Source organism: Pseudomonas sp. 37 R 15, from assembly GCF_900004865.1.
Lineage (GTDB): Bacteria > Pseudomonadota > Gammaproteobacteria > Pseudomonadales > Pseudomonadaceae > Aquipseudomonas > Aquipseudomonas fluorescens_AM.
On the sequence record NZ_CVTV01000018.1, the window covers coordinates 18,514 to 38,306 of the forward strand.

Sequence of the window (19,793 nt, forward strand, 5' to 3'; positions counted from 1 at the left end):
CACAGCAAATCAAATGTGGGAGGGGGCTTGCCCCCGATTGCGGTGTGTCAGCCAAGGATTTCTTGACTGACACTCTGCTATCGGGGGCAAGCCCCCTCCCACATTTGTAATGCTTCGCTAGTTAGAACTGTTCCTGGCGGGGAAGGCGCTGGGACAGTTCATCCAGCAGTTTCTGCTCGCGCTTGTCTTCGATGGCTCGTGCTTCATCGATATAGCGCTGCACCAGCTTGCGCAACCCTTCGACGCGGGCAAACGCCTGTTGCCAGCTTTCACGGGCCTTGTCGAGGTTGTTCTGATGCCAGGCCAGGCTCTGGCGCTGTTGGCCGACGGCGGTTTCCAGCTGATTGAGAAAGCCCTGGTACCCCATCAGCCACTGGCCCGACACGCCCTTGCTGCCGCGCTCTATCCACTGCTGTTGGTACTCAAGGCGAAAGCGCTCCAGGTCGCCCAGCTTGCTCTCCGCCAGGCGCACCTGGCCCTGGAAATACCCCAGGCGCTGCACGGCGGCTTTTTCGGCCTTTTCGGCCATTTCCACCACCGGGGCCAGGCGCGCGGCGCGGCTGTTGGCCATGGGTTAGCCGCCCGGCGCGGGGGCGAAGATGGACTGCAGATGCGCTTCGCTTTCGCCCATGCTGATCTTGTCGTTGAGGCCCTGGCGCAGGTAGGTCACCAGTTGCGGTTGCAGGGCAATGGCCAGGTCGGTCTCGCGATCGCCACCGGCCACGTAGGCGCCGACGCTGATCAGGTCGCGACTCTGCTGATAACGCGACCACAGCTGCTTGAAGTACTGCGCGCGGGCCATGTGCTCCGGCGTGACCACCGCCGGCATCACCCGGCTGATGGACGCTTCGATATCGATGGCCGGGTAGTGCCCTTCTTCCGCCAGGCGTCGTGACAACACGATGTGCCCATCGAGCACGCCCCGCGCCGAGTCGGCAATCGGGTCCTGCTGGTCATCACCTTCGGACAACACCGTGTAGAACGCGGTGATCGAGCCCCCGCCAGCCTCGGCGTTACCGGCACGCTCCACCAGCTTGGGCAGTTTGGCGAACACCGACGGCGGATAACCCTTGGTCGCCGGTGGCTCGCCGATGGCCAGGGCGATCTCACGCTGGGCCTGGGCGAAACGCGTGAGCGAGTCCATCAGCAACAGGACATTCTTGCCCTTGTCGCGAAAATATTCGGCGATGCGCGTGCAGTACATGGCGGCGCGCAGGCGCATCAGCGGTGCGTCATCCGCCGGGGAGGCAACCACCACCGAGCGCTTGAGGCCTTCTTCACCCAGGCTGTGCTCGATGAATTCCTTGACCTCACGGCCGCGCTCGCCGATCAACCCGACCACGATGATGTCGGCCTCGGTAAAGCGCGTCATCATGCCCAGCAACACTGACTTACCCACACCGGTACCGGCGAACAGGCCCAGGCGCTGGCCGCGACCGACCGTCAATAAACCGTTGATGCTGCGAATGCCCACGTCCAGCGGCACGCTGATGGGGTTGCGGTTGAGCGGGTTGATGGTGGGGCCGTCCATCGGCACCCAGTCCTCGGCCTTCATCCCGCCCTTGCCATCCAGCGCGCGCCCGGCGCCATCGAGTACACGGCCAAGCATGCTCATGCCCATCGGCAAGCGCCCGGTGTCGGCCAGGGGCACCACACGGGCGCCCGGGGCAATACCGGCGAGGCTGCCTACTGGCATCAGGAAAATCTTGTTGCCGGAAAAGCCCATCACTTCGGCTTCGACCTGCACCGGGTGGTAGCTGTCGTCGTTGATCACCATGCAGCGGCTGCCCATGGCGGCGCGCAAGCCCTCGGCCTCAAGCGTCAGGCCGACCATGCGCAACAGGCGCCCTTCGAGGATCGGCTGGCCGGGCAATTGAGTGGCCTCGGCGTAGGTGCCCAGGCGCTTGGCGAAGCTGGTGCGATCAAGGCGCATCGGTGGCGTCCAGGTCAACGCTCAGGTCAGGCTCGGCCGGGTGCAGCGCCTGTTCGTGCGCCTGGTCGAGCAGCTTGGCCATGATCTGGCTGATGCGGGTTTCCACCGTGGCATCGATGCGGCTGTGCTCGGTCTCGACGCGGCAGCCGCCGGGCTGCAGCGCGGCATCCTCGACGATGCGCCAGGTTTCTTCATGACGCTCGCGCAAGGCTTTGACCTGCTCGAAATCCTGCGGATTGATGTACAGCCGCACATTGCCCACGCCCAAGGGCAGCAGCTTGAGGGCTTCGCGCATCACACTTTCGATCTGGCTGGAATCCAGCGCCAGTTCGCGCTGAATCACCTGGCGCGTGATGTGTTGCACCAGGCCGACCATGGATTTTTCCAGCTGCGAGTCCTGTTCGGCGATGGGGTCGAACAGGCTGCCCATCAAGCGCTCCAGGCTGCCCAGCTTGACGCTGAGGGCCTCTTCGGCCTCCTGACGGACCTTGAGGGTGGTGCTGCGAAAACCATCTTTCTCACCCGCCGCGAAGCCTTCGTTGTAAGCCTCCTGACGGATGGTTTCCAATTCTTCAAGGGTCAGTGGCTGGACTTCTTCCAGCGGCACTTCTTCCATCTGCGCCGGCGGTTCCGCCACCGGCTCAGGCTCTGGCTCCGGCACGTGGGGGTCGAAGCTGGGCAACGACCAGATGTCGAACCCGCCGACATCCCGCGCGCGAATCAGATCGCTGGGCGTCTCATCTTTGTTCGACATGTGGGGCGCCTTAGATCATTTCTTCGCCGCCCTTCCCGCCGAGAACGATTTCTCCGGCTTCGGCCATACGGCGGGCAATGGTGAGGATTTCTTTCTGCGCGGTTTCCACGTCGCTGACGCGTACCGGGCCCTTGGCTTCGAGGTCGTCGCGCAACAGTTCGGAGGCACGCTTGGACATGTTCTTGAAGATCTTTTCCTTGACGCCCTCGTCCGAGCCCTTGAGCGCCAGCACCAGTACGTCGGACGACACTTCGCGCAGCAACGCCTGGATGCCACGGTCGTCGACATCGGCCAGGTTGTTGAACACGAACATCAGGTCTTCGATCTGGCCGGACAGGGTGTCGTCGATCTCGCGAATCGAGTCCATCAACTGGCCTTCGACCGAGCTGTCGAGGAAGTTCATGATGTCGGCCGCCCGCTTGATACCACCCAGGGTGGTGCGCGAGGCATTCGAGTTGCCAGAGAACTGTTTCTCGAGAATCGTGTTGAGTTCTTTCAGCGCCGCCGGCTGCACGGTGTTCAGCGACGACACGCGCAGGATGATGTCCAGGCGCACTTTATGGTCGAAGTGGCCAAGCACTTCACCGGCCTGGTCCGGGTCCAGATAGGCGACGACGATGGCCTGGATCTGCGGGTGCTCGTAGCGGATCACGTCGGCGACGGCGCGCGGCTCCATCCATTTGAGGCTGTCCAGACCGCTGGTGTTGCCGCCCAGCAGGATGCGGTCGATCAGGCCGTTGGCCTTGTCTTCGCCCAGGGCCGAGGTGAGCATTTTACGGATGTAGCTGTCGGAGCCGACGCCCAGGCTGGTCTGGTCGCCGACGATCTCGACGAACTCGCTCATCACCTGCTCGACTTGCTCGCGGTGCACATTGCGCATCTGCGCCATGGCTACGCCCACGCGCTGGACCTCTTTGGGGCCCATGTGGCGCAGCACTTGGGCAGCATCGGTTTCGCCCAGCGACAGCAGCAACACGGCGGCTTTGTCGACCCGGGAAAGCTTGGCCACAGCGACTCGATCATTCATCAGCGTTAATCCACTCTTTCACGACCTGGGCCACACGGCCCGGGTCTTCTGCCACCAGACTCTTGATTGCGTTCAACTGAGCGTCATAGCCTTCGCTCGGGCTTGGCAACAGGATGCTTTGCGGGCCGCCCAGGCTGACGCGGTCGTTGGCCAACTCGCCGTCCAGGCCGCCCATGCCGCCCAATTCGACGTCGCCGCCAGCAAAAGGCGCCAATTGTTTCTTGCCCCCACCGGTGATGTTGTTGAGCACCGGGCGCAGCACGCCGAACACCAGCACCAGGATGAACAACACCCCCAGCACTTGCTTGACGATGTCCCAGAACCACGGCTGGGTGTAGAACGCCGGGTCGGCGATCACTTCGCCGCGCTCGGCGGAGAACGGCATGTTGATCACGCTGACGCTGTCGCCACGGCTGGCGTCGAAACCGACGGCGTCCTGCACCAGGCGGGTAAAGCGCGCCAATTCGTCGGCGCTCCACGGCGCGCGGGTAACGGCACCGTCGGCGGCGTTGACCTTGACCTGGTCATCGACCACCACCGACACCGACAGGCGATTGATCTTGCCCTGCTGCTGTTTGGTGTGGCTGATGGAACGGTCGAGCTCGAAGTTCTTGGTGGACTGGTTACGCTTGTCCGCCGGGTAAGGCGCGAGCATCGGCTGGCCGGTGGCCGGGTCCATGATCTGCTGACCGTTGGCGTCCAGCAGCGGTTGGCCGGCCGCAATCGCGCCAGCAGTGGCAGCGGCGCCACCGGTGGTTTGCGGTGCGGACGCCGGGGCCGGCGGCTGGTTGCTCAGGGCCCCCGGCACGCCTTGCGGACCATTGCTGGCAGTGCGTTGTTCGCTGGTCGACTGCTCGCTGCGCAGGGCGGGCTGGTCCGGATTGAACTGCTCGGACGTCGACTCTACGGCGCTGAAATCCACGTCGGCGGACACTTCAGCCTTGTAACGGTCGTTGCCCAGCACCGGTTGCAGGATGTTGTGCACGCGCTGGGTGAGCATGCTTTCCATGCGGCGGCTGTAATCGAACTGCTTGCCGGCCTGGCTCAGCGCGGAGTTTTCGGCCATGTCGGAGAGCAGGTTGCCCTTTTGGTCGACGACGGTGATCTGCGACTTGCTCAGTTCGGGAACACTGGTGGCCACCAGGTTGACGATCGCCAGCACCTGGCCAGGCTCCAGGGAACGGCCGGAAAACAGCTCGACCAGTACCGAGGCGCTGGGCTTGCGTTCGTCACGCACGAACACCGAGCTTTTCGGAATCGCCAGGTGCACACGGGCACCCTTGACGTTGTTCAGGCTGGAGATGGTGCGCGCCAGTTCGCCTTCCAGGCCCCGACGGTAGCGGGTGGCTTCCATGAACTGGCTGGTGCCCAGGCCCTGGTCCTTGTCGAGGATTTCAAAGCCGATATTGCTGTCGGACGGCGTCACGCCGGCGGCTGCCAGTTTCATCCGTGCACGCGCCACATCGTCGGCCTTGACCAGCAAGGCGCCGGAGTTGGGCTCCACGGTGTAGGCGATGTCGGCGGCGGCGAGGGTTTCCATGATCTGCTTGGAATCCATGCCCGCCAGGCTGCCGTACAGTGGCCGGTAATCAGGTTGCTGCGACCACAACACCACGGCAAAACCAATCGCCACGCTGGCAGCCAGGCCGACCATCAGGCCCACCTGACGCAACATGGTCATTTCGGAGAGATTTTCCAGGAACGACAGGCCAAACAGCGGTGGTTTGCCGTCTATCTTGGCGGGTACGTTGTCGATTGCTTCTGCCATGAGTTAAATCTCGCCCTTAAACCGGCATCTGCATGATGTCTTGATAAGCCTGGACCAGTTTGTTACGCACTTGGGTCAAGGCCTGGAAGGACACACTGGCCTTCTGCGAGGCGACCATCACATCGGTGAGGTCCACGCCGCTTTTACCGATCTCGAACGCCGTCGCCAACTGGCTGGAAGCCTGCTGGGTATCACTGACTTTATTGATTGCCTGACCGAGCATGTCGGCAAAACTGCTTTGGCCCAATTCCGGCGCTGGCGCGACGGATTTCGGTTGAGCCATGGCATCCATTTGCATGGAGCGCATATCCAACATCAACCGATTGAACTCAATACCCTGGCTCATGAACTTCTCTCTCCGACGACCCGCAATTTTTTGACACTACGCAGCGGTTACCAGGGGGAGGTGCAACAAGGGTGCCAGCTTCGTTGCGACTCGTAAGAAAAGGCGACAAAGCTTGTCGAATTCGTTACCGCACGTTTTTTGTAGGAGCGAGGGGGACGCCTAGTTCTTGCTCGCGAAACACGTCAACGATAACGCGTGCTTCCTGGATGTACGCGGCGTCCATGAGTGCTTCGCGAGCAAGCTCGCGCCTACAAACGGCATTGGCGCGAAGTCAGGTCGCGAAAAGATACGCTTCCACATCCATCCCGGCGTCGCGCATCTGTGCCAGCTTGTAGCGCAGGGTGCGCGGGCTGATGCCGAGCCGTTCAGCCGCTTCCTTGCGACGGCCGCGCTCGGCGCGCAGGGTGTCGATGATCATCTGGAACTCGCGGCGGCGCAGGTCATCGCCCAGGGCGCCGGCCGACTCCGTTTCGGCGACGAGCGGTGCCGGCGCGAGGCTTGGCAACGGCGCCACGCCATTGCCCATGGCCAGGCAAAAATCCTGGGGCTGGATCAAGCCGCCTTGCTGCAGGATCAGCGCACGCTGGATCGCGTTGTCCAGCTCGCGCACATTGCCGGGCCATGGATAAGCGACCAGGCAAGCCTGGGCCTCGGCCGACAGCCGCGCCTGGGCGTGCTTCATTTTTTTGACGTGATTGTTCAGCAGGCGCTCGGCCAGGGGAATGATATCGGCCGGGCGTTCGCGCAACGGGCGCCAGGCCAGCGGAAACACCGACAGGCGGTAGAACAAGTCTTCGCGAAAGCGCCCCGCCGCTACTTCGCCCGCCAGGTCGCGGTTGGTGGTGGCGACCACGCGGATATCCAGCTGGATCGGCTTGCGTGCGCCCACCCGCTCCACTTCGCGCTCCTGCAACACGCGCAGCAACTTGGCTTGCAGGCCCAGGGGCATTTCCGAGATTTCGTCGAGCAGAATGGTGCCGCCGTCGGCCTGTTCGAACTTGCCGGCCTGGGCCGCGATGGCGCCGGTGAACGAGCCCTTTTCATGGCCGAACAGGGTCGCTTCGAGCATGTTGTCCGGAATCGCCGCACAGTTGATCGCGATGAAGGGTTGCCGGGCCCGACTGGACTGCTGGTGGATATAGCGCGCCAACACTTCCTTGCCGGTGCCGGACTCGCCCGAGATCAATACGGTGGAATCGCTGCGCGCCACGCGGGCCGCCAGCTCGAGCAATTGCGCGCTGGCCGGTTCGAAGGCAATCGGGCCATCACCCTCCACTGTCGAAATCACGCCAAGCGCATGCCGCGCCACCAGCTCGATCAACGCCTTGGGCTCGAACGGCTTGACCAGATAATCCGCCGCGCCCTGGCGCATGGCGTCCACGGCCCGCTCCACGGCGCCATGGGCGGTCATCAGCAGCACCGGCAATTGCGGCTGGCGCGCGCGCAGCAGGCCGAGCAACTGATGGCCGTCCATGCCGGGCATGTTCACGTCGCTGACCACCAGGCTGAAAGTTTCTTGCTCCACCGCCTCCAAGGCTTCCTCGGCAGAGCCGACCGCGCGGTAGTCATGGCCCGCCAACAGCAGCGTGTCTGCCAATGCTTCACGCAGGGCGCGATCGTCCTCAACCAACAAAACCTTGATAGTCATGATCCTTTACTCCGCGCTTGCCGCGCTGGAAAACAGCGGCAAGGTCATCAATGCACAGGTGCCGCGCCCCAACCGGGAACGCAGCTGCAATTCTCCCTGATGCGCACGTGCCACTGCCTTGACCACGGTCAGGCCCAGGCCCGTGCCGTTGGTCTTGGTGGTAAAAAAGGGCTCGCCCAGGCGTTGCAGCACGGCCGGCGCTATACCGCTGCCGCTGTCGCTGATGCACAGGCGCAGGGTTTGCTCGCGGCGGTACAGGTGCACCTTGAGGCGCGCACCCGGGCCGCTGGCCTGGGTGGCGTTTTCGATCAGGTTGAGCAGCGCGCCGACCAGGGTGTCGCGATTGCACAGCAACTCACCCTGATGGCTGTCGCATTGCCAGCGCAGGCTGGCGCCCTCGGTATGCGTGGCCGCCGCTGCCTGCAGGGCTTGCATCAACCCGGCCGGGGTCACGCGGTCGGTCAACGGCAGTTCGCCACGGGCAAACACCAGCATGTCGCGCACCTGGTGCTCCAGCTCGTGCAGGCGCTCCTTGAGGCGTCCGGCAAAGCGCTGGTGGGTGGCCGCCGGCAATTGCTCATCAGTCAAATGACTGGCGTAGATCAATGCCGCCGACAGCGGTGTACGGATCTGATGCGCCAGGGAAGCGACCATCCGCCCCAACGACGACAAACGCTCATGACGCGCCAGTTGATCCTGCAGGTGACGGGTTTCCGTCAGGTCGTTGAGCAGCACCAACTGGCCCGGCTCGGCATCCAGGGAACGGGTGGCGATGGACAGGCGACGCCCATCCTTGAGGGACACTTCGTGGCCGTCATCGTCACGCGGCGCGAAGCAGCGGGTGATGACGTGGCGCCACAGCTCGCCTTCCAGCGGCAGGCCGAGCAGGTCGCAGGCCGCCGGGTTGGCTTCGCGCACGCGGCCCTGGTCGTCGATGACGATCACGCCACCGGGCAACAGCGAGAGCAGGTTCTGCAGGCGGTTGGCCAGACGTTCTTTTTCCGCCAACTCCTGCATGCGCTGGGCGCTGACCACCGCCAGTTCGCCTTTGAGCTCGGACACCCGGGCTTCAAGCAGACTGTAGGAATCGGTCAGCTGGCTCGACATCTGGTTGAACTGCGAGAACGCCTGTTCAAGACCCTGGCGGGTCGGCGGCTCTACAGGCGAAACCAGCCCCGGGATGGCAGGGGCTGCAGATAGTTGGGCGGCGTGGGGCATCGTGCTCTCTCGCTTGGCTGACCGTCAGTTAAACGGAACGTTGCGAGGGCTATAGCAATACCCGTGCCGAAAAAAAACTACTTATAAATCAATACGCTGAAAAACACGCGTCAATCATCCGCCTGTTCATCACCCTCTTTGCGGCTCATACCGTACTTGCGCATCTTCTCCACCAGGGTGGTTCGGCGAATGCGCAGGCGCTCGGCGGCGCGGGCGACGATGCCGTTGGCATCGTCCAGGGCCTGCTGGATCAGGCCTTGTTCCAGGTTGCCGAGGTAGTCCTTAAGGTCAAGGCCTTCGGGCGGCAGCATGGCCGTGGCGCCGAAGTCCGGCGTATGGCCGTTGATCGCCACGCGCTCTTCCATGTCACTGCGCAGGCTGTCGACCATCTGCTCGTCTTCATCGTCGACGTAGCGGAATTTCTTCGGCAACTCGACCACGCCGATCACACCGTAGGGGTGCATGATCGCCATGCGCTCCACCAGGTTGGCCAGCTCGCGCACGTTGCCCGGCCAGCCGTGGCGGCACAGCGACATGATGGCGGCGGAGTTGAAACGGATGGAGCCGCGTTTTTCGTGCTCCATGCGCGAAATCAATTCGTTCATCAGCAACGGGATGTCTTCCACGCGCTCACGCAGCGGCGCCATCTCGATCGGGAAGACGTTGAGGCGGTAGTACAGGTCTTCGCGGAAGCTGCCGACCTCGATCATGCTTTCGAGGTTCTTGTGGGTGGCGGCGATAATGCGCACGTCCACGCTCTGGGTCTTGTTACTGCCCACGCGCTCGAAGGTGCGCTCCTGCAACACGCGCAGCAATTTGACTTGCATCGGCAGCGGCATATCGCCGATTTCGTCGAGAAACAGCGTGCCGCCGTTGGCCAGCTCGAAACGCCCGGCACGGCTGGTGATTGCCCCGGTAAAGGCGCCCTTCTCGTGGCCGAACAATTCGCTTTCCAGCAGCTCTGCCGGGATCGCCCCGCAGTTGACCGGCACGAACGGCCCGTCGCGGCGCTTGGAGTGATAGTGCAGGTTGCGCGCGACCACTTCCTTGCCGGTGCCCGACTCGCCGAGGATCAACACGCTGGCATCGGTGTCGGCCACTTGCTGCATCATCTGGCGTACGTGCTGGATCGCCCGGCTGGTGCCGACCAGGCTGCGGAACAGGTTGGGTTCACGATGGCGACCGCGTTCACGGGCCTGGTCGTACATCTCGCGATAGACCTGGGCACGGTGCAGGGAATCGAGCAATTTGCTGTAGCTGGGTGGCATTTCCAGGGTGGAAAGCACGCGGCGGCGCTGGTCTTCCGGCAGGTCCACGGAAGAAATATCGCCCATCAGCAACACGGGAAGGAACTCATCCCAGGTTGACAGTGTCTTTAACAAGCCCAAAAGAGCGCCAGGAGCGTTTACCGTCCCGATCAGCACACAAATGACTTCACGGCTCGATGCCAGCGAGCTGATAGCCTGCTGCCAATCATGGCTACCGCAGGGCAAATTTTCTTCACCAAGAAAATTCAAAATCACCGCTAAATCGCGGCGGCGGACGCTATCGTCATCGATCAGCAGAATTTTGGTTTCACGCCACATGCAATAGCAACTTCCCTAGTAAAACTTCCTGCCCCGGAATCAGGGCAATCAAGACGCCTGTAAGACTTATTACCTACTAGACGTCTGAAATCTGAAAACAGCACTAGTTAAGTCAAAAATGCTGGCACAGTCAAATATATGACGCGCCGTTCGGACCAACTGAGCGTCTATCAGCCGAACAGATGGTAGACCTTTGACGCATTTTTCGCTTGGTTGATCTGCGACATCTCTTCGAAAATCGCCTGGCGCTCGCCGGTGGTCACCTCAAGCAACTGCTGGTACACCGCCAACAGACTCTCCAGTTTTTCGCGCAGCGCATCCTCGTCCACCGGCGCCTGGCTGAGCACGTCATCGATCACGTTGCGACAGCCCAGGTCCAGTTCGCCGATGGCGTCCCAGTTGCGCGCAGCGAGTGCGTCGACCAGGGCTTCACGGGTTTCATCTATGCGTTGCAGTGCGTGGCTCATGACGTGTTCCTCAAGGCCGGTGGCCTTACTGTGCGGCGCCTTGGGGTGCAGCGATGGCATCCCAGCCTTCTTTCACGGTGATCAACAGACGAGCGACTTCGTCGATCATGTCGGCATCATTGTGCAGATTGGCCTCCATCAAACGATTGGTCATGTATACGTACAGGCCTTCCAACTGCTGGACATAAGCCTTGTTGTCACTTTTCTCCGCATCCAGACCATCGCGAAGACCGATAAGAATATCAGTCGCCTTGCCAAGCATCAGGCCCTTCTGAGCGATGTCTCCGCGTGCCAGTGCACCCTTGGCTTGCGCCATACGGTCCAGGCCGCCTTCCATCAGCATCTGCACCAGACGGTGCGGGCTGGCTTCGGAGATTTGCGCATGGGAATTGACCTTCTGGTATTGGCGAAGGGCTCTCATGGGATTCATGTTTCTACCTCGTGACAGGCAACAGCGAGAAGGGTTGCAGTAACCATTATGTCGACGGGATTGCAAAAAACTTTAACCCGCCGGCCTCGGAAAAAACAAAGCCCAGGTCAACGGACCCGGGCTTTTTCATGCGCATTCAATCAGCTTTCGCTGCTTTGCGATTTACTGATCGCACTCAGCGTACCGAGGATGCTGTTGCTCTGTTGGCGCAGCTGCGCGACCAGGGTGTCCATGGCGGTGTATTTGCGCGTCAGCGCATCCTGCATGGTGGTCAGGCGCTCATCCAGCGAGGTCTGTTGCTTGGTCAGGTTCTTCAGGCTGTCGGCCAACGACGTGGTGCGCGTCGCCAGGATCCCGGTGGTGGGCTTGGCATAGGCGTCGGTCGCCGCCGTCAAGCGCGCCAGCAGGCCGGTCTTGCCGCTGAAGATGCTGTTGATATCCGCGGGATTGCTCAGTACCGCCTTGTCCCACTGCTTGCTGTCGATGCTCAGCGCACCGGTGTCCTGGTCGGTCGTGATGCCAAACTGCGCCAGGGACTTCAAGGTGCCGTTACCGGACAGCGCGTTGAACTCGTTGCGGATCGCCCCCTGCAAGGTGCGCATGGTCGAGTCGCCGGTCAAGGTCGCCGCGATGGAGTTGCCGGCGGCATCCTTGGTCACCTTGGTCTCGGCGTTCATGGCCTTGAGCAAAGCGTTATAGGTGTCGACGAAGCCCTTGACCCCGGATTTCAGGGAGGTGGCGCTGGTGGACACGGAAATGGTCAGGGCCGTACGAACCGGATTGTCTTTATTCGGATCGTTGGCAATAACGGTAGGCGAGACGGTGAGCAACTTGATACTCACGCCGCTCACCGCATCGGTAATGCTGTTGGTCTTGGATTCGGCAGCAATACCATCGATGGTGTACTTGGCATTCTGAGGCGGAGTCACCACGGTGTAGCCAGTGTCCACCCCCGAGTCACCCGACAGGGTCAAATCCGAACCGACCCCGGCATTGGTGGAGGTCAGGATCAGGCGCGAACCGTTGGAGTCAGTCAGGATGTTCGCACTCAAGCCGGCGGTACCGAACTGTGAGTTGATCGAGTCACGCACCTGTTGCAGGGTCGCACCCGCCGGCACACTAAGGTCGAAGTTCTTGCCCGATTGGGAGATCGTCAGCTTCGTTGCACTGGTGGTGTTATTCACCACCGTCGACGCGCCACCGGCGAAACTTTTGGTCGACAGCTTCGAAGGCGTTGCCAACTGATTGACCACCAGCGAGAAGCTGCCGTTGGCGGCGCCTGGGTTGGCCGTCATGGTGGCGACCTTTTCATCCGAAGAGCTACCGCTCAAGCCAGTAAAGCTGTTGTCGGTGCTCATGCTGGTCAGCGCACCGCGAAAGGCGTCCAGGGCAGCCTGGATCTTGCCGATCGACGAAAGCTGAGTGGTGGCCTTCTGCGACTGGAGGTTGATCTGCGCCTGCTTCGGCGCGCGCTCGGCATCCACCAGGGATTTCACAATCGCCTGGGTGTCGAAGCCCGACCCCACGCCAGTAATCGTTGTACCCGCCATCATCATTCTCCTGTTGCGGTGGCTGCCGTTATCTTGACGAACAACGCTTCAAGACCTGACAGCAACAAGTTTCGTGCCAGCTCAAGCCTTGTCGTCAAACAACACATGACTGGCGCTGGACAAACTCTGCGCCAGCTTCAACGCAGTTTCCGAGGGGATCTGGCGGATCACTTCACCGGTATCGGTGGCAATGACCTTGACCACAACCCTGTGGGTGGAATCGTCAATGGAAAAGTCCAGATTGCGCTGGGCCGCTTGTACGAATTCTTTAATATCAGTGACCGCTTTTTCCAGATCGCCCGTTTGGGACTTATCTGCGGCTGGCGCGGCCGGCTCAACCTTGCTCTTGTCTTTGTCAGCAATCACAGGCGCCATGGAGGCTTGAACGGCCTGAGGCGGATAAGACAGGTTCAGCTTCACATTCATGTCCACGTTCAATCTCCTCTGACTGGACTGGAAAAGACGAAAGGGCACGTAAACGCGCCCTTCCGTCAGTTACCCAGCGCCGTGATTACTGAAGCAGCTTCAGTACAGCCGATGGCAGTTGGTTAGCCTGCGACAGGATCGCAGTGGAAGCCGACTGCAGGGTTTGCTGCTTGGTCAGTTCAGCGGCTTCGGAAGCGAAGTCGACGTCCTGGATGGTGCTACGAGCAGCGGTGGTGTTTTTCTGGATGTTGGACAGGTTGTCTACAGTGCTGGTCAGACGGTTCTGTACAGCGCCCAGGCCCGAACGGGAGCTGGAGATGGTAGCGATAGCCTGGTCGATCACGGAAACGGCGTTCTGAGCCTTGGTGGCGTCGGTCACGTCGGTCTGCGATACGGAGGTCTTGAGCGAGGCAGCGGAAGTCGCGGCACCGAACACGCCAGTCACACCGGCACCTTCCAGGGAGTAGCCCTTGGAAGAGTTCAAGGTCACAGCACCGGTAGCGATAATGCCATCGGCCAGGGCAACACCGGCACCGTAAGCGCCTGCGCCATCTTTGGTGGCAACGGTGATGGTGCCGGCAGCGGTCGAAGCGCTGAATGCCAGGTTTTCACCGGTATCGGATTTAACCGACAGTGTGCCTTTGGATTCGTCGTAGTTAACGCTGATACCCAGTTTGGCGGAGTTCGACTTCAGTTGGTCAGCCAGGTTGGAAGTGCTGGTTACGCCAATGAACGTGGTGGCTTGGCCGCCAACGGTCATGGTGAACGAAGCTGGAGCAGCCGCTGCGCCTGCAGCAACAGTGAACTGAGCTTCGGTGCTGGCAGTAGCGCTCAGGCCACCAACGGCGCCATTGAGCTGTGCAGCGATGGCTTTGGCGGAAGCAGCAGCGCCGATGTTGACGGTTTTGGTCTCGCCGTTACCGGTGACAGCAATGTCGCCACCTGCAACACCAGCACCTGGAGCGACGCCCAAGCTTTTGATCTGCTGCGAACCAATGTTGTTGGCTGCAACGTTGTCCAGGCTCAGGTTGATGGTTTCGTTAGCGTTGGCGCCAACCTGGATAGCTTTGGTACCGTAAGAACCGTCCAGCAGCTTCTGGCCACCGAAAGTGGTGGTTTGCGAGATACGGGTCAGTTCCGAAGTCAGAGCCTGGTATTCGTCGTTGTTCGACTTACGGTCGTCGGTGCTCAGGGAGCCGGTAGCCGAGGACAGAGCCAGGGTACGCATTTTTTGCAGAATGTCGGTCGAAGCCTGCATTGCGCCTTCAGCGGTCTGCGCGATGGAGATACCATCGTTGGCGTTCTTCACTGCTTGACCCAGGCCATTGATCTGGCTGGTCATACGGTTGGAGATACCCAGGCCGGCTGCGTCGTCTTTAGCGCTGTTGATACGCAGGCCGGAAGACAGGCGCTGCATGGAAGTGGCCAGGGCGCCGCCAGCTTTGTTCAGGTTGCCCTGAGTAGTGATCGAAGCAATGTTGGTGTTTACTGTTAAAGCCATGACGAAATCCTCGATGGATGGATACTGCGGCTTCCGGCCCTGGCAACCGCCGGGTGTGGCCTGAGAACCTACGTAATAGTTATCGTCGTGGTAGCCGGTTGCTTGAGGGTTTTTTTGATTTTTTTTACTAGCCCTGTGCCAGCCCTTGCAATTCAAGCAGTTACCGAGATTAAAACCCCCGGTTTTGTTGGCTTTTCTGGCGCCAAATAAAAAACGCCGATGATCGTTCGATCATCGGCGTTTTTTTACGCACCCCTCAAAGGGTCATGGGCGATACAGAATCGCCGAGCCCCAGGACAGGCCCACACCAAAACCGCTGATGGCCACGCGCTGCCAGGCCGCATTCATCACATGCTTTTCCAGCAGCAACGGAATGCTCGACGACACGGTATTGCCGGTCTCGACCATGTCTTTGATGAACTTGTCCACCGGCGCATCTTCAAAGCGTCGCGCCACGGCGTCAACGATGGCCGCACTGCCCTGGTGAATGCAGAATGCATCGATGTCATCGGCCTTGAGGTCCGACTCATCGAGCAGCTCGTGCAAATGCGCCGGCACCTTGAGCAAGGCGAAGTTGAACACCTGGCGGCCATTCATGAAGAACACGCCGTCGCTGACCTTCAGGTGCGGTGCGCCGGAACCGTCGGTACCGAACTTGGACTTGCCCAGCAACCACGGCGCGTCTTCGCCCATCCAGGTGGCGGTGGCGGCGTCGCCGAACAGCATGGTGGTGTTGCGGTCTTGCGGGTCGACGATTTTCGAATACGGGTCGGCGGTAATGAGCAGGCCGTTTTTCAGGCCGGTGGCTTCCATGAAGCCCTTCATTGCGTAGATGCCGTACACGTAACCGGAACAACCCAGGGAAATATCGAAGGCGGCCACGTGGGTTGGCAGGCCCAGTTTGTCCTGGACGATGGCTGCGGTGTGGGGCAGCCCTTCTTCGTCGCCGTTCTGAGTGACGACAATCAACGCGTCGATGGACTCGCGCTTCAAGTCCGGGTTGCTGGCAAACAAAGCGTTGACCGCTTCGACACACAGATCGGAGGTTTCCTGCGCGGCTTCCTTGCGCGGCAGGAAGGCCGACCCGATCTTGCCAATGATGAATTCCTCATCCTTGGCGAATTTGGCACCCTGGGCGTAGTTATCGATACCGTCCGCCGGCACGTAACTGGCGATGCTTTTTATGCCAATCATTGTGGCTTCCCAATACTAAATAGCTGGAGAACACCCCAGGGCCTGCGCCCGAAGTGCTGACAATAAAAGGGGATAACCCCAAAAAATTCGCTGAAAGCCGCCCCGCAAGGACCCCTGTGACGACTTATCCTTTTCACACGATACAGTGAAGATGCGCTTTATGACTCACAGGTCACTCAATTTTGCGCGCTTTATGTAAAACGCCGCAACATTTGTGCGGCCAGAAACGACAACGGCCTCCCCTGTCGCCAGGGGAGGCCGCTTGCCGAGCGCGCCCATTACATGCGGCTGAACAGGCTCAGTTGGGAAATCTTCACAAACGCCAACTGGGAAGCCTGCAGCATGGTCTGTTGCAGGGTCAGGTTGATCGCCGCCTCGCCCATATCGATGTTGGCCAGGTCGCTCATGGTGCTGGTATTGGCGATACCCACGCTGGTGTTTTCGCTGGCCTGGATATCCAGGGCATTGCCCCGCGCACCGATGGAGCCGCGTACGTTGGTGATCTGGGAACTGGAGTTGGCGAGGTTGCCAATGGCAGCGTCCAGCACGTCCTTGAGCTTGATGGTTGCCGCAGGATTGCCGTCAGCCGGCAGCTCCAGCGCTTTGCGCAGTTGGCCGAGGGTATCGAGCGCATTCTGGGTCTTCTGGGTATTGGCCCCAACGGAAAACTGGTCGCCCGGTTGCGGCGGCCCGGCACTGACATCAAATGTCACGCCAGCGGCCGTTACCGTGGTGCCGCCGCCGGTATCGCCCGTGGCGATGGACTTGCTGTCGCTCGAGTAGGGCTGCGCATACACCTCATAGGCGGTCGCACTGGTGAACTTGATCAGTGCGCCGCTATTGGTCGGAAACGTGCTGGTGTAGTCCGCCTGGCTGGATACGCGGGCCCCGGTCAGCTGCGCAGTGGAAGCATTGCTGGGTGTACGCGAGACGCTGAACGTGTCCGGCTTGGCCTCCAGGCTGAAGGAACGGTCCTTGACCAGCGCATCGGCGTTGGCGCCTGGCGTGACGTCCCCCAGGTTGAGGGTTATGTCGAACTTCACCCCGCGCAAGGCCACGCTGGAGCTGCCTTCCTTGGCGGCGTCGAAGGTACCGTTGCCGGCAATCTCCGAGGTCACATCGTTGCCGTTCTTATCGGCGACTTTATATTGCGTGCTGCTGGTAAAGGTCAGTTTGTACGGCTGGCCGTCAGCGAACTTGCCGGCGTAGTCGCTGCTCGACGTCACCAACCCGGCCGACAGCGCCACTTTGTTGTCGTTGGCCGTCGGCGGCACTGTCTGCGGCACGGGCGCCAGCCACGTGGCCTGGGTACGGCTGGAGTTGGCCGCGCCCTCCAGGATGGTCTTGCCGGTATCGCCTGCGCTGACTCTCAGGGTATTGGAAACCTGCAGGCTCAGCGGCGTTTCGTCGCCCTGATAGCTGTAAGTGCCATCGTTGTTGCGGCTGTAGGGCGGGGTCTGGGTCTTGGACCCGGAAAACAGGTAGTTACCGGAAGAGTCCTTGCTGTTGAGCAAGCCCAGGACTTGATCCTCAATCGCGCCGACTTCACTGGCAATCGAGCGTCGATCGGCATCGCTCACCGAGCCGCCGGCACGCAGGGCCAGTTGCGTGGCACGCTGCAAGGCATCGTCGATCGAGGCCAACACGCTTTCTTCGTTGGTCAGCGAATTCTTCAGGCTGGTGATGTTGCCGTTGAACTGCCCCAGCATGTCTTTCTGCTGTTGCAGCAGCAACAAGCGCGCCGCCGCCACCGGATCATCTGCCGCGGTTTGCACGCGCACGCCGGAACTGGCTTGTTCCTGGGCCTTGACCACGCCGGAGTAATTATCCGAATACTTGGTCGAGCTGGTTTCGAAATATTGAGCAGTGGAAATACGCATCGTCCCAGACTCCCTTAAAGACTATTGATCAGCGTGCTGAAGGTTTCTTGCGCAGCCTTGATGATCTGCGACGACGCGGTGTAGTACTGCTGGAACTTGATCATATCGCCCGCCTCTTCATCCAGGTTGACCTGGGACACCGAGTTGCGCGCATCCTGGTTGGCCTTGAGCAGTGCACCGGTGGCGGTGGTGTCGGTGGCGGCGGAGGCAGCCTTGGCGCCGACGGTCGAGACCAGGCGGCTGTTGGCCGTCACCAGGCTCACGCCGCCGCCACTGCCATCGGACAGGCCGACCGTGGCCTTGGTTTGCAGGTCGAGCATCGCCTGGGCGTTGCGGTTATCCGACTTGCCCGAGGCGTTGAAGGAAAACGTGGTGCTGTCGCCGTCAGCGGGCGAACCGCCGACGGTGGTATCGAACTTGAAGCTCTTGGCCGGCACCAGCAGTGCGCCATTGGCATCGCGCATCGGGACGTCGACGGTGATCTTGTTGCCCTGGCCCGGAACGATAGTGCCGGTGCCGATCGGTTTACCCTGGGCATCATTGAGGGTGTAGCCCTGGGTGCCGTCTGCCGCAGGCTTGCCGAAGACCATCTTCACCGGCATGGAGTGTTCAATGCCGGTACGCAGTTGAGCGGTGTCGGCGCCGCCATGAATATCGATAGGCTGCGTCAGGGACGGCGGCGTAAATGTGCCGGTGCCCTGATTGGTCTTGCTGCTTTCACCCAGCAAGGGCCCCGCGAATGCAATTTTATTGGCGTCCGTCAGTCCGGTGCCGATACCACTGGCACCGTTGGCGGTGGGGCTGACCTTGAAGCTGTCACCGGCTGCCATCGGGCCTTTGCCATCCAGGGCCAGCGTGAAACCTTCGATGACCGGCGGCGGCGCGGTGTTGGTGTCGAACGCGCCCATGGCCTTGCCGTCGGAACGCACGACGGTGTAGTTGTTGGCGCTGGTAAAGGTCACTTTGTAGTCGTAGGTCGACAGCTTGCTGGTGTCGCTGATGCTCACGTTCAAGTTGCCGGAGCCGCTGCTGTTGCCCATCGCGCCCTGACTGCGCTGGGCGATGGCGGCCGCGCTGTTGATGTCCTTGAACAGCGACGAACCAAAGTCGCCGTTCAGGTCCAGGCCCTGGCCCAGCTGGCTGTTGACGGTATCGGCGGTGGCCAGGGCAATTCGCCCCAGGTCATTGATGGCCGGCATCAGTGCGTCACTGCGATAGCGCAGCAGGCCGCCGATGCTGCCGCCGCTGAGCACATTGCCCAGGTCGATTGCCGTGCCGCCACCAGCATTGAGTTGAATGGTGTACTGGCTCGGATCGCTGTTGCTCGGGACCGCCGAAATCGTATTGGACTGATCGCCCAGTACCAGAGATTGGCCGGTGCCGGTGCTGACGCTGAACACGCCGTTTTTTTCACTGGTGGTCACGCCCACCAGTTCATTGAGCGAACGCACCGCTTCGTTGCGTGCATCCAGCAGATTGGCCGGGGCGCTGCTGGCGGAGCCCTGGGCCAGGGTGATCTGCTTGTTGAGCGACGCAATCGACGAGGTCAACTGGTTGACTTGATCACTCATGGTGCCGAGCTGGCCATTGATCGACTGTTTTTGCTCGTTCAACTGGCCGGAGATCGAATTGAAACGGTTGCTCAGGGTCTGGGCACTGGTCAGCAGCACTTGCCGGGCGGACACATCGCTGGGGTTGGCCGCCGCAGTCTGCACAGCGGCGAAAAAACCGCTCAGTACCGAGGACATGCCGGTGGTCTTGTCCGACAGGGTCTTATCGATGGCGCTGGCCTGGCTGGCATACGCCTTGGCGTCGTTGCTCAGCGCGGTGCTGTTCTGGTAGGCCGCATCGAGGAATTCGTTATACACCCGGCGCACATCCGCCAGGGTCGTGCCGCTGCCGATATACACACCGCCGTAGGGGTTGTTGGCATTGGCATTCTGCGTGGTCTGCTGACGCGAATAACCCGAGGTGTTGGCGTTGGCAATGTTATTACTCAAGACCGACAGCGATCCTTGAGCGGCATTGAGCCCTGACATCCCGATACTGAGCAAACTCATGGTTC

17 protein-coding genes are annotated in these 19,793 nt (G+C 61.1%); all 17 read right to left on the bottom strand.

The window, feature by feature from the left end:
• Positions 1 to 121 precede the first annotated feature (121 nt).
• A complete protein-coding gene (fliJ, locus tag BFQ04_RS03975) occupies positions 122 to 571 on the bottom strand; it encodes a flagellar export protein FliJ (protein WP_065949676.1) in 450 nt (149 codons plus the stop codon).
• 3 nt (positions 572 to 574) lie between these two features.
• Positions 575 to 1,933, bottom strand: a complete 1,359-nt coding sequence (gene fliI / locus BFQ04_RS03980; protein ID WP_065949677.1) for a flagellar protein export ATPase FliI — start codon at positions 1,931 to 1,933, stop codon at positions 575 to 577.
• Positions 1,923 to 2,687: a flagellar assembly protein FliH gene (gene fliH, locus BFQ04_RS03985; protein WP_065949678.1), complete on the bottom strand. Its 765-nt coding sequence runs from the start codon at positions 2,685 to 2,687 to the stop codon at positions 1,923 to 1,925. Before fliH ends, fliI begins: the two co-directional genes overlap by 11 nt.
• A 10-nt stretch (positions 2,688 to 2,697) precedes the next feature.
• Positions 2,698 to 3,714, bottom strand: a complete 1,017-nt coding sequence (fliG, locus tag BFQ04_RS03990) for a flagellar motor switch protein FliG (protein WP_057721344.1) — start codon at positions 3,712 to 3,714, stop codon at positions 2,698 to 2,700.
• Entirely contained in the window at positions 3,707 to 5,482 is a 1,776-nt protein-coding gene (gene fliF / locus BFQ04_RS03995; RefSeq protein WP_065949679.1) for a flagellar basal-body MS-ring/collar protein FliF, read from the bottom strand. The genes fliG and fliF overlap by 8 nt, the downstream gene beginning before the upstream one ends.
• A gap of 16 nt (positions 5,483 to 5,498) precedes the next feature.
• A complete protein-coding gene (gene fliE, locus BFQ04_RS04000; RefSeq protein ID WP_017134937.1) occupies positions 5,499 to 5,828 on the bottom strand; it encodes a flagellar hook-basal body complex protein FliE in 330 nt (109 codons plus the stop codon).
• A 271-nt stretch (positions 5,829 to 6,099) separates the two neighbouring features.
• The gene (locus tag BFQ04_RS04005; RefSeq protein ID WP_065949680.1) at positions 6,100 to 7,476 is read right to left on the bottom strand and encodes a sigma-54-dependent transcriptional regulator; all 1,377 of its coding nucleotides are present in this window, start codon (positions 7,474 to 7,476) and stop codon (positions 6,100 to 6,102) included.
• 6 nt (positions 7,477 to 7,482) lie between these two features.
• Positions 7,483 to 8,694, bottom strand: a complete 1,212-nt coding sequence (locus tag BFQ04_RS04010; protein WP_065949681.1) for a sensor histidine kinase — start codon at positions 8,692 to 8,694, stop codon at positions 7,483 to 7,485.
• Between the two features lie 110 nt (positions 8,695 to 8,804).
• Entirely contained in the window at positions 8,805 to 10,280 is a 1,476-nt protein-coding gene (locus tag BFQ04_RS04015) for a sigma-54 dependent transcriptional regulator (protein WP_065949682.1), read from the bottom strand.
• A 170-nt stretch (positions 10,281 to 10,450) separates the two neighbouring features.
• Positions 10,451 to 10,747, bottom strand: a complete 297-nt coding sequence (locus BFQ04_RS04020) for a flagellar protein FliT (protein WP_065884542.1) — start codon at positions 10,745 to 10,747, stop codon at positions 10,451 to 10,453.
• 25 nt (positions 10,748 to 10,772) lie between these two features.
• Positions 10,773 to 11,177: a flagellar export chaperone FliS gene (fliS, locus tag BFQ04_RS04025; protein WP_065949683.1), complete on the bottom strand. Its 405-nt coding sequence runs from the start codon at positions 11,175 to 11,177 to the stop codon at positions 10,773 to 10,775.
• A gap of 140 nt (positions 11,178 to 11,317) precedes the next feature.
• Positions 11,318 to 12,727 (bottom strand): flagellar filament capping protein FliD, encoded by a 1,410-nt coding sequence (gene fliD, locus BFQ04_RS04030; protein WP_065949684.1) that lies wholly within the window; start codon positions 12,725 to 12,727, stop codon positions 11,318 to 11,320.
• A gap of 81 nt (positions 12,728 to 12,808) precedes the next feature.
• Positions 12,809 to 13,159: a flagellar protein FlaG gene (locus BFQ04_RS04035; RefSeq protein WP_065949685.1), complete on the bottom strand. Its 351-nt coding sequence runs from the start codon at positions 13,157 to 13,159 to the stop codon at positions 12,809 to 12,811.
• Between the two features lie 79 nt (positions 13,160 to 13,238).
• The gene (locus BFQ04_RS04040) at positions 13,239 to 14,654 is read right to left on the bottom strand and encodes a flagellin N-terminal helical domain-containing protein (protein WP_065949686.1); all 1,416 of its coding nucleotides are present in this window, start codon (positions 14,652 to 14,654) and stop codon (positions 13,239 to 13,241) included.
• A 264-nt stretch (positions 14,655 to 14,918) separates the two neighbouring features.
• Positions 14,919 to 15,848 carry a ketoacyl-ACP synthase III gene (locus tag BFQ04_RS04045; RefSeq protein WP_065949687.1) on the bottom strand — a complete coding sequence of 310 codons (930 nt, stop codon included), beginning with the start codon at positions 15,846 to 15,848 and terminating at the stop codon, positions 14,919 to 14,921.
• Between the two features lie 278 nt (positions 15,849 to 16,126).
• Positions 16,127 to 17,728, bottom strand: a complete 1,602-nt coding sequence (locus tag BFQ04_RS04050; protein WP_065949688.1) for a flagellar hook-associated protein 3 — start codon at positions 17,726 to 17,728, stop codon at positions 16,127 to 16,129.
• A 14-nt stretch (positions 17,729 to 17,742) separates the two neighbouring features.
• Positions 17,743 to 19,788 (bottom strand): flagellar hook-associated protein FlgK, encoded by a 2,046-nt coding sequence (flgK, locus tag BFQ04_RS04055; protein ID WP_065949689.1) that lies wholly within the window; start codon positions 19,786 to 19,788, stop codon positions 17,743 to 17,745.
• Positions 19,789 to 19,793: the final 5 nt, after the last annotated feature.

What these genes read in the sequence shown, in the direction of transcription:
- fliJ (WP_065949676.1), bottom strand. Translation starts at nt 571, where the DNA reads ATGGCCAACAGCCGCGCCGCGCGCCTGGCCCCGGTGGTGGAAATGGCC.
- fliI (WP_065949677.1), bottom strand. Translation starts at nt 1,933, where the DNA reads ATGCGCCTTGATCGCACCAGCTTCGCCAAGCGCCTGGGCACCTACGCC.
- fliH (WP_065949678.1), bottom strand. Translation starts at nt 2,687, where the DNA reads ATGTCGAACAAAGATGAGACGCCCAGCGATCTGATTCGCGCGCGGGAT.
- fliG (WP_057721344.1), bottom strand. Translation starts at nt 3,714, where the DNA reads ATGAATGATCGAGTCGCTGTGGCCAAGCTTTCCCGGGTCGACAAAGCC.
- fliF (WP_065949679.1), bottom strand. Translation starts at nt 5,482, where the DNA reads ATGGCAGAAGCAATCGACAACGTACCCGCCAAGATAGACGGCAAACCA.
- fliE (WP_017134937.1), bottom strand. Translation starts at nt 5,828, where the DNA reads ATGAGCCAGGGTATTGAGTTCAATCGGTTGATGTTGGATATGCGCTCC.
- BFQ04_RS04005 (WP_065949680.1), bottom strand. Translation starts at nt 7,476, where the DNA reads ATGACTATCAAGGTTTTGTTGGTTGAGGACGATCGCGCCCTGCGTGAA.
- BFQ04_RS04010 (WP_065949681.1), bottom strand. Translation starts at nt 8,694, where the DNA reads ATGCCCCACGCCGCCCAACTATCTGCAGCCCCTGCCATCCCGGGGCTG.
- BFQ04_RS04015 (WP_065949682.1), bottom strand. Translation starts at nt 10,280, where the DNA reads ATGTGGCGTGAAACCAAAATTCTGCTGATCGATGACGATAGCGTCCGC.
- BFQ04_RS04020 (WP_065884542.1), bottom strand. Translation starts at nt 10,747, where the DNA reads ATGAGCCACGCACTGCAACGCATAGATGAAACCCGTGAAGCCCTGGTC.
- fliS (WP_065949683.1), bottom strand. Translation starts at nt 11,177, where the DNA reads ATGAATCCCATGAGAGCCCTTCGCCAATACCAGAAGGTCAATTCCCAT.
- fliD (WP_065949684.1), bottom strand. Translation starts at nt 12,727, where the DNA reads ATGGCGGGTACAACGATTACTGGCGTGGGGTCGGGCTTCGACACCCAG.
- BFQ04_RS04040 (WP_065949686.1), bottom strand. Translation starts at nt 14,654, where the DNA reads ATGGCTTTAACAGTAAACACCAACATTGCTTCGATCACTACTCAGGGC.
- BFQ04_RS04045 (WP_065949687.1), bottom strand. Translation starts at nt 15,848, where the DNA reads ATGATTGGCATAAAAAGCATCGCCAGTTACGTGCCGGCGGACGGTATC.
- BFQ04_RS04050 (WP_065949688.1), bottom strand. Translation starts at nt 17,728, where the DNA reads ATGCGTATTTCCACTGCTCAATATTTCGAAACCAGCTCGACCAAGTAT.
- flgK (WP_065949689.1), bottom strand. Translation starts at nt 19,788, where the DNA reads ATGAGTTTGCTCAGTATCGGGATGTCAGGGCTCAATGCCGCTCAAGGA.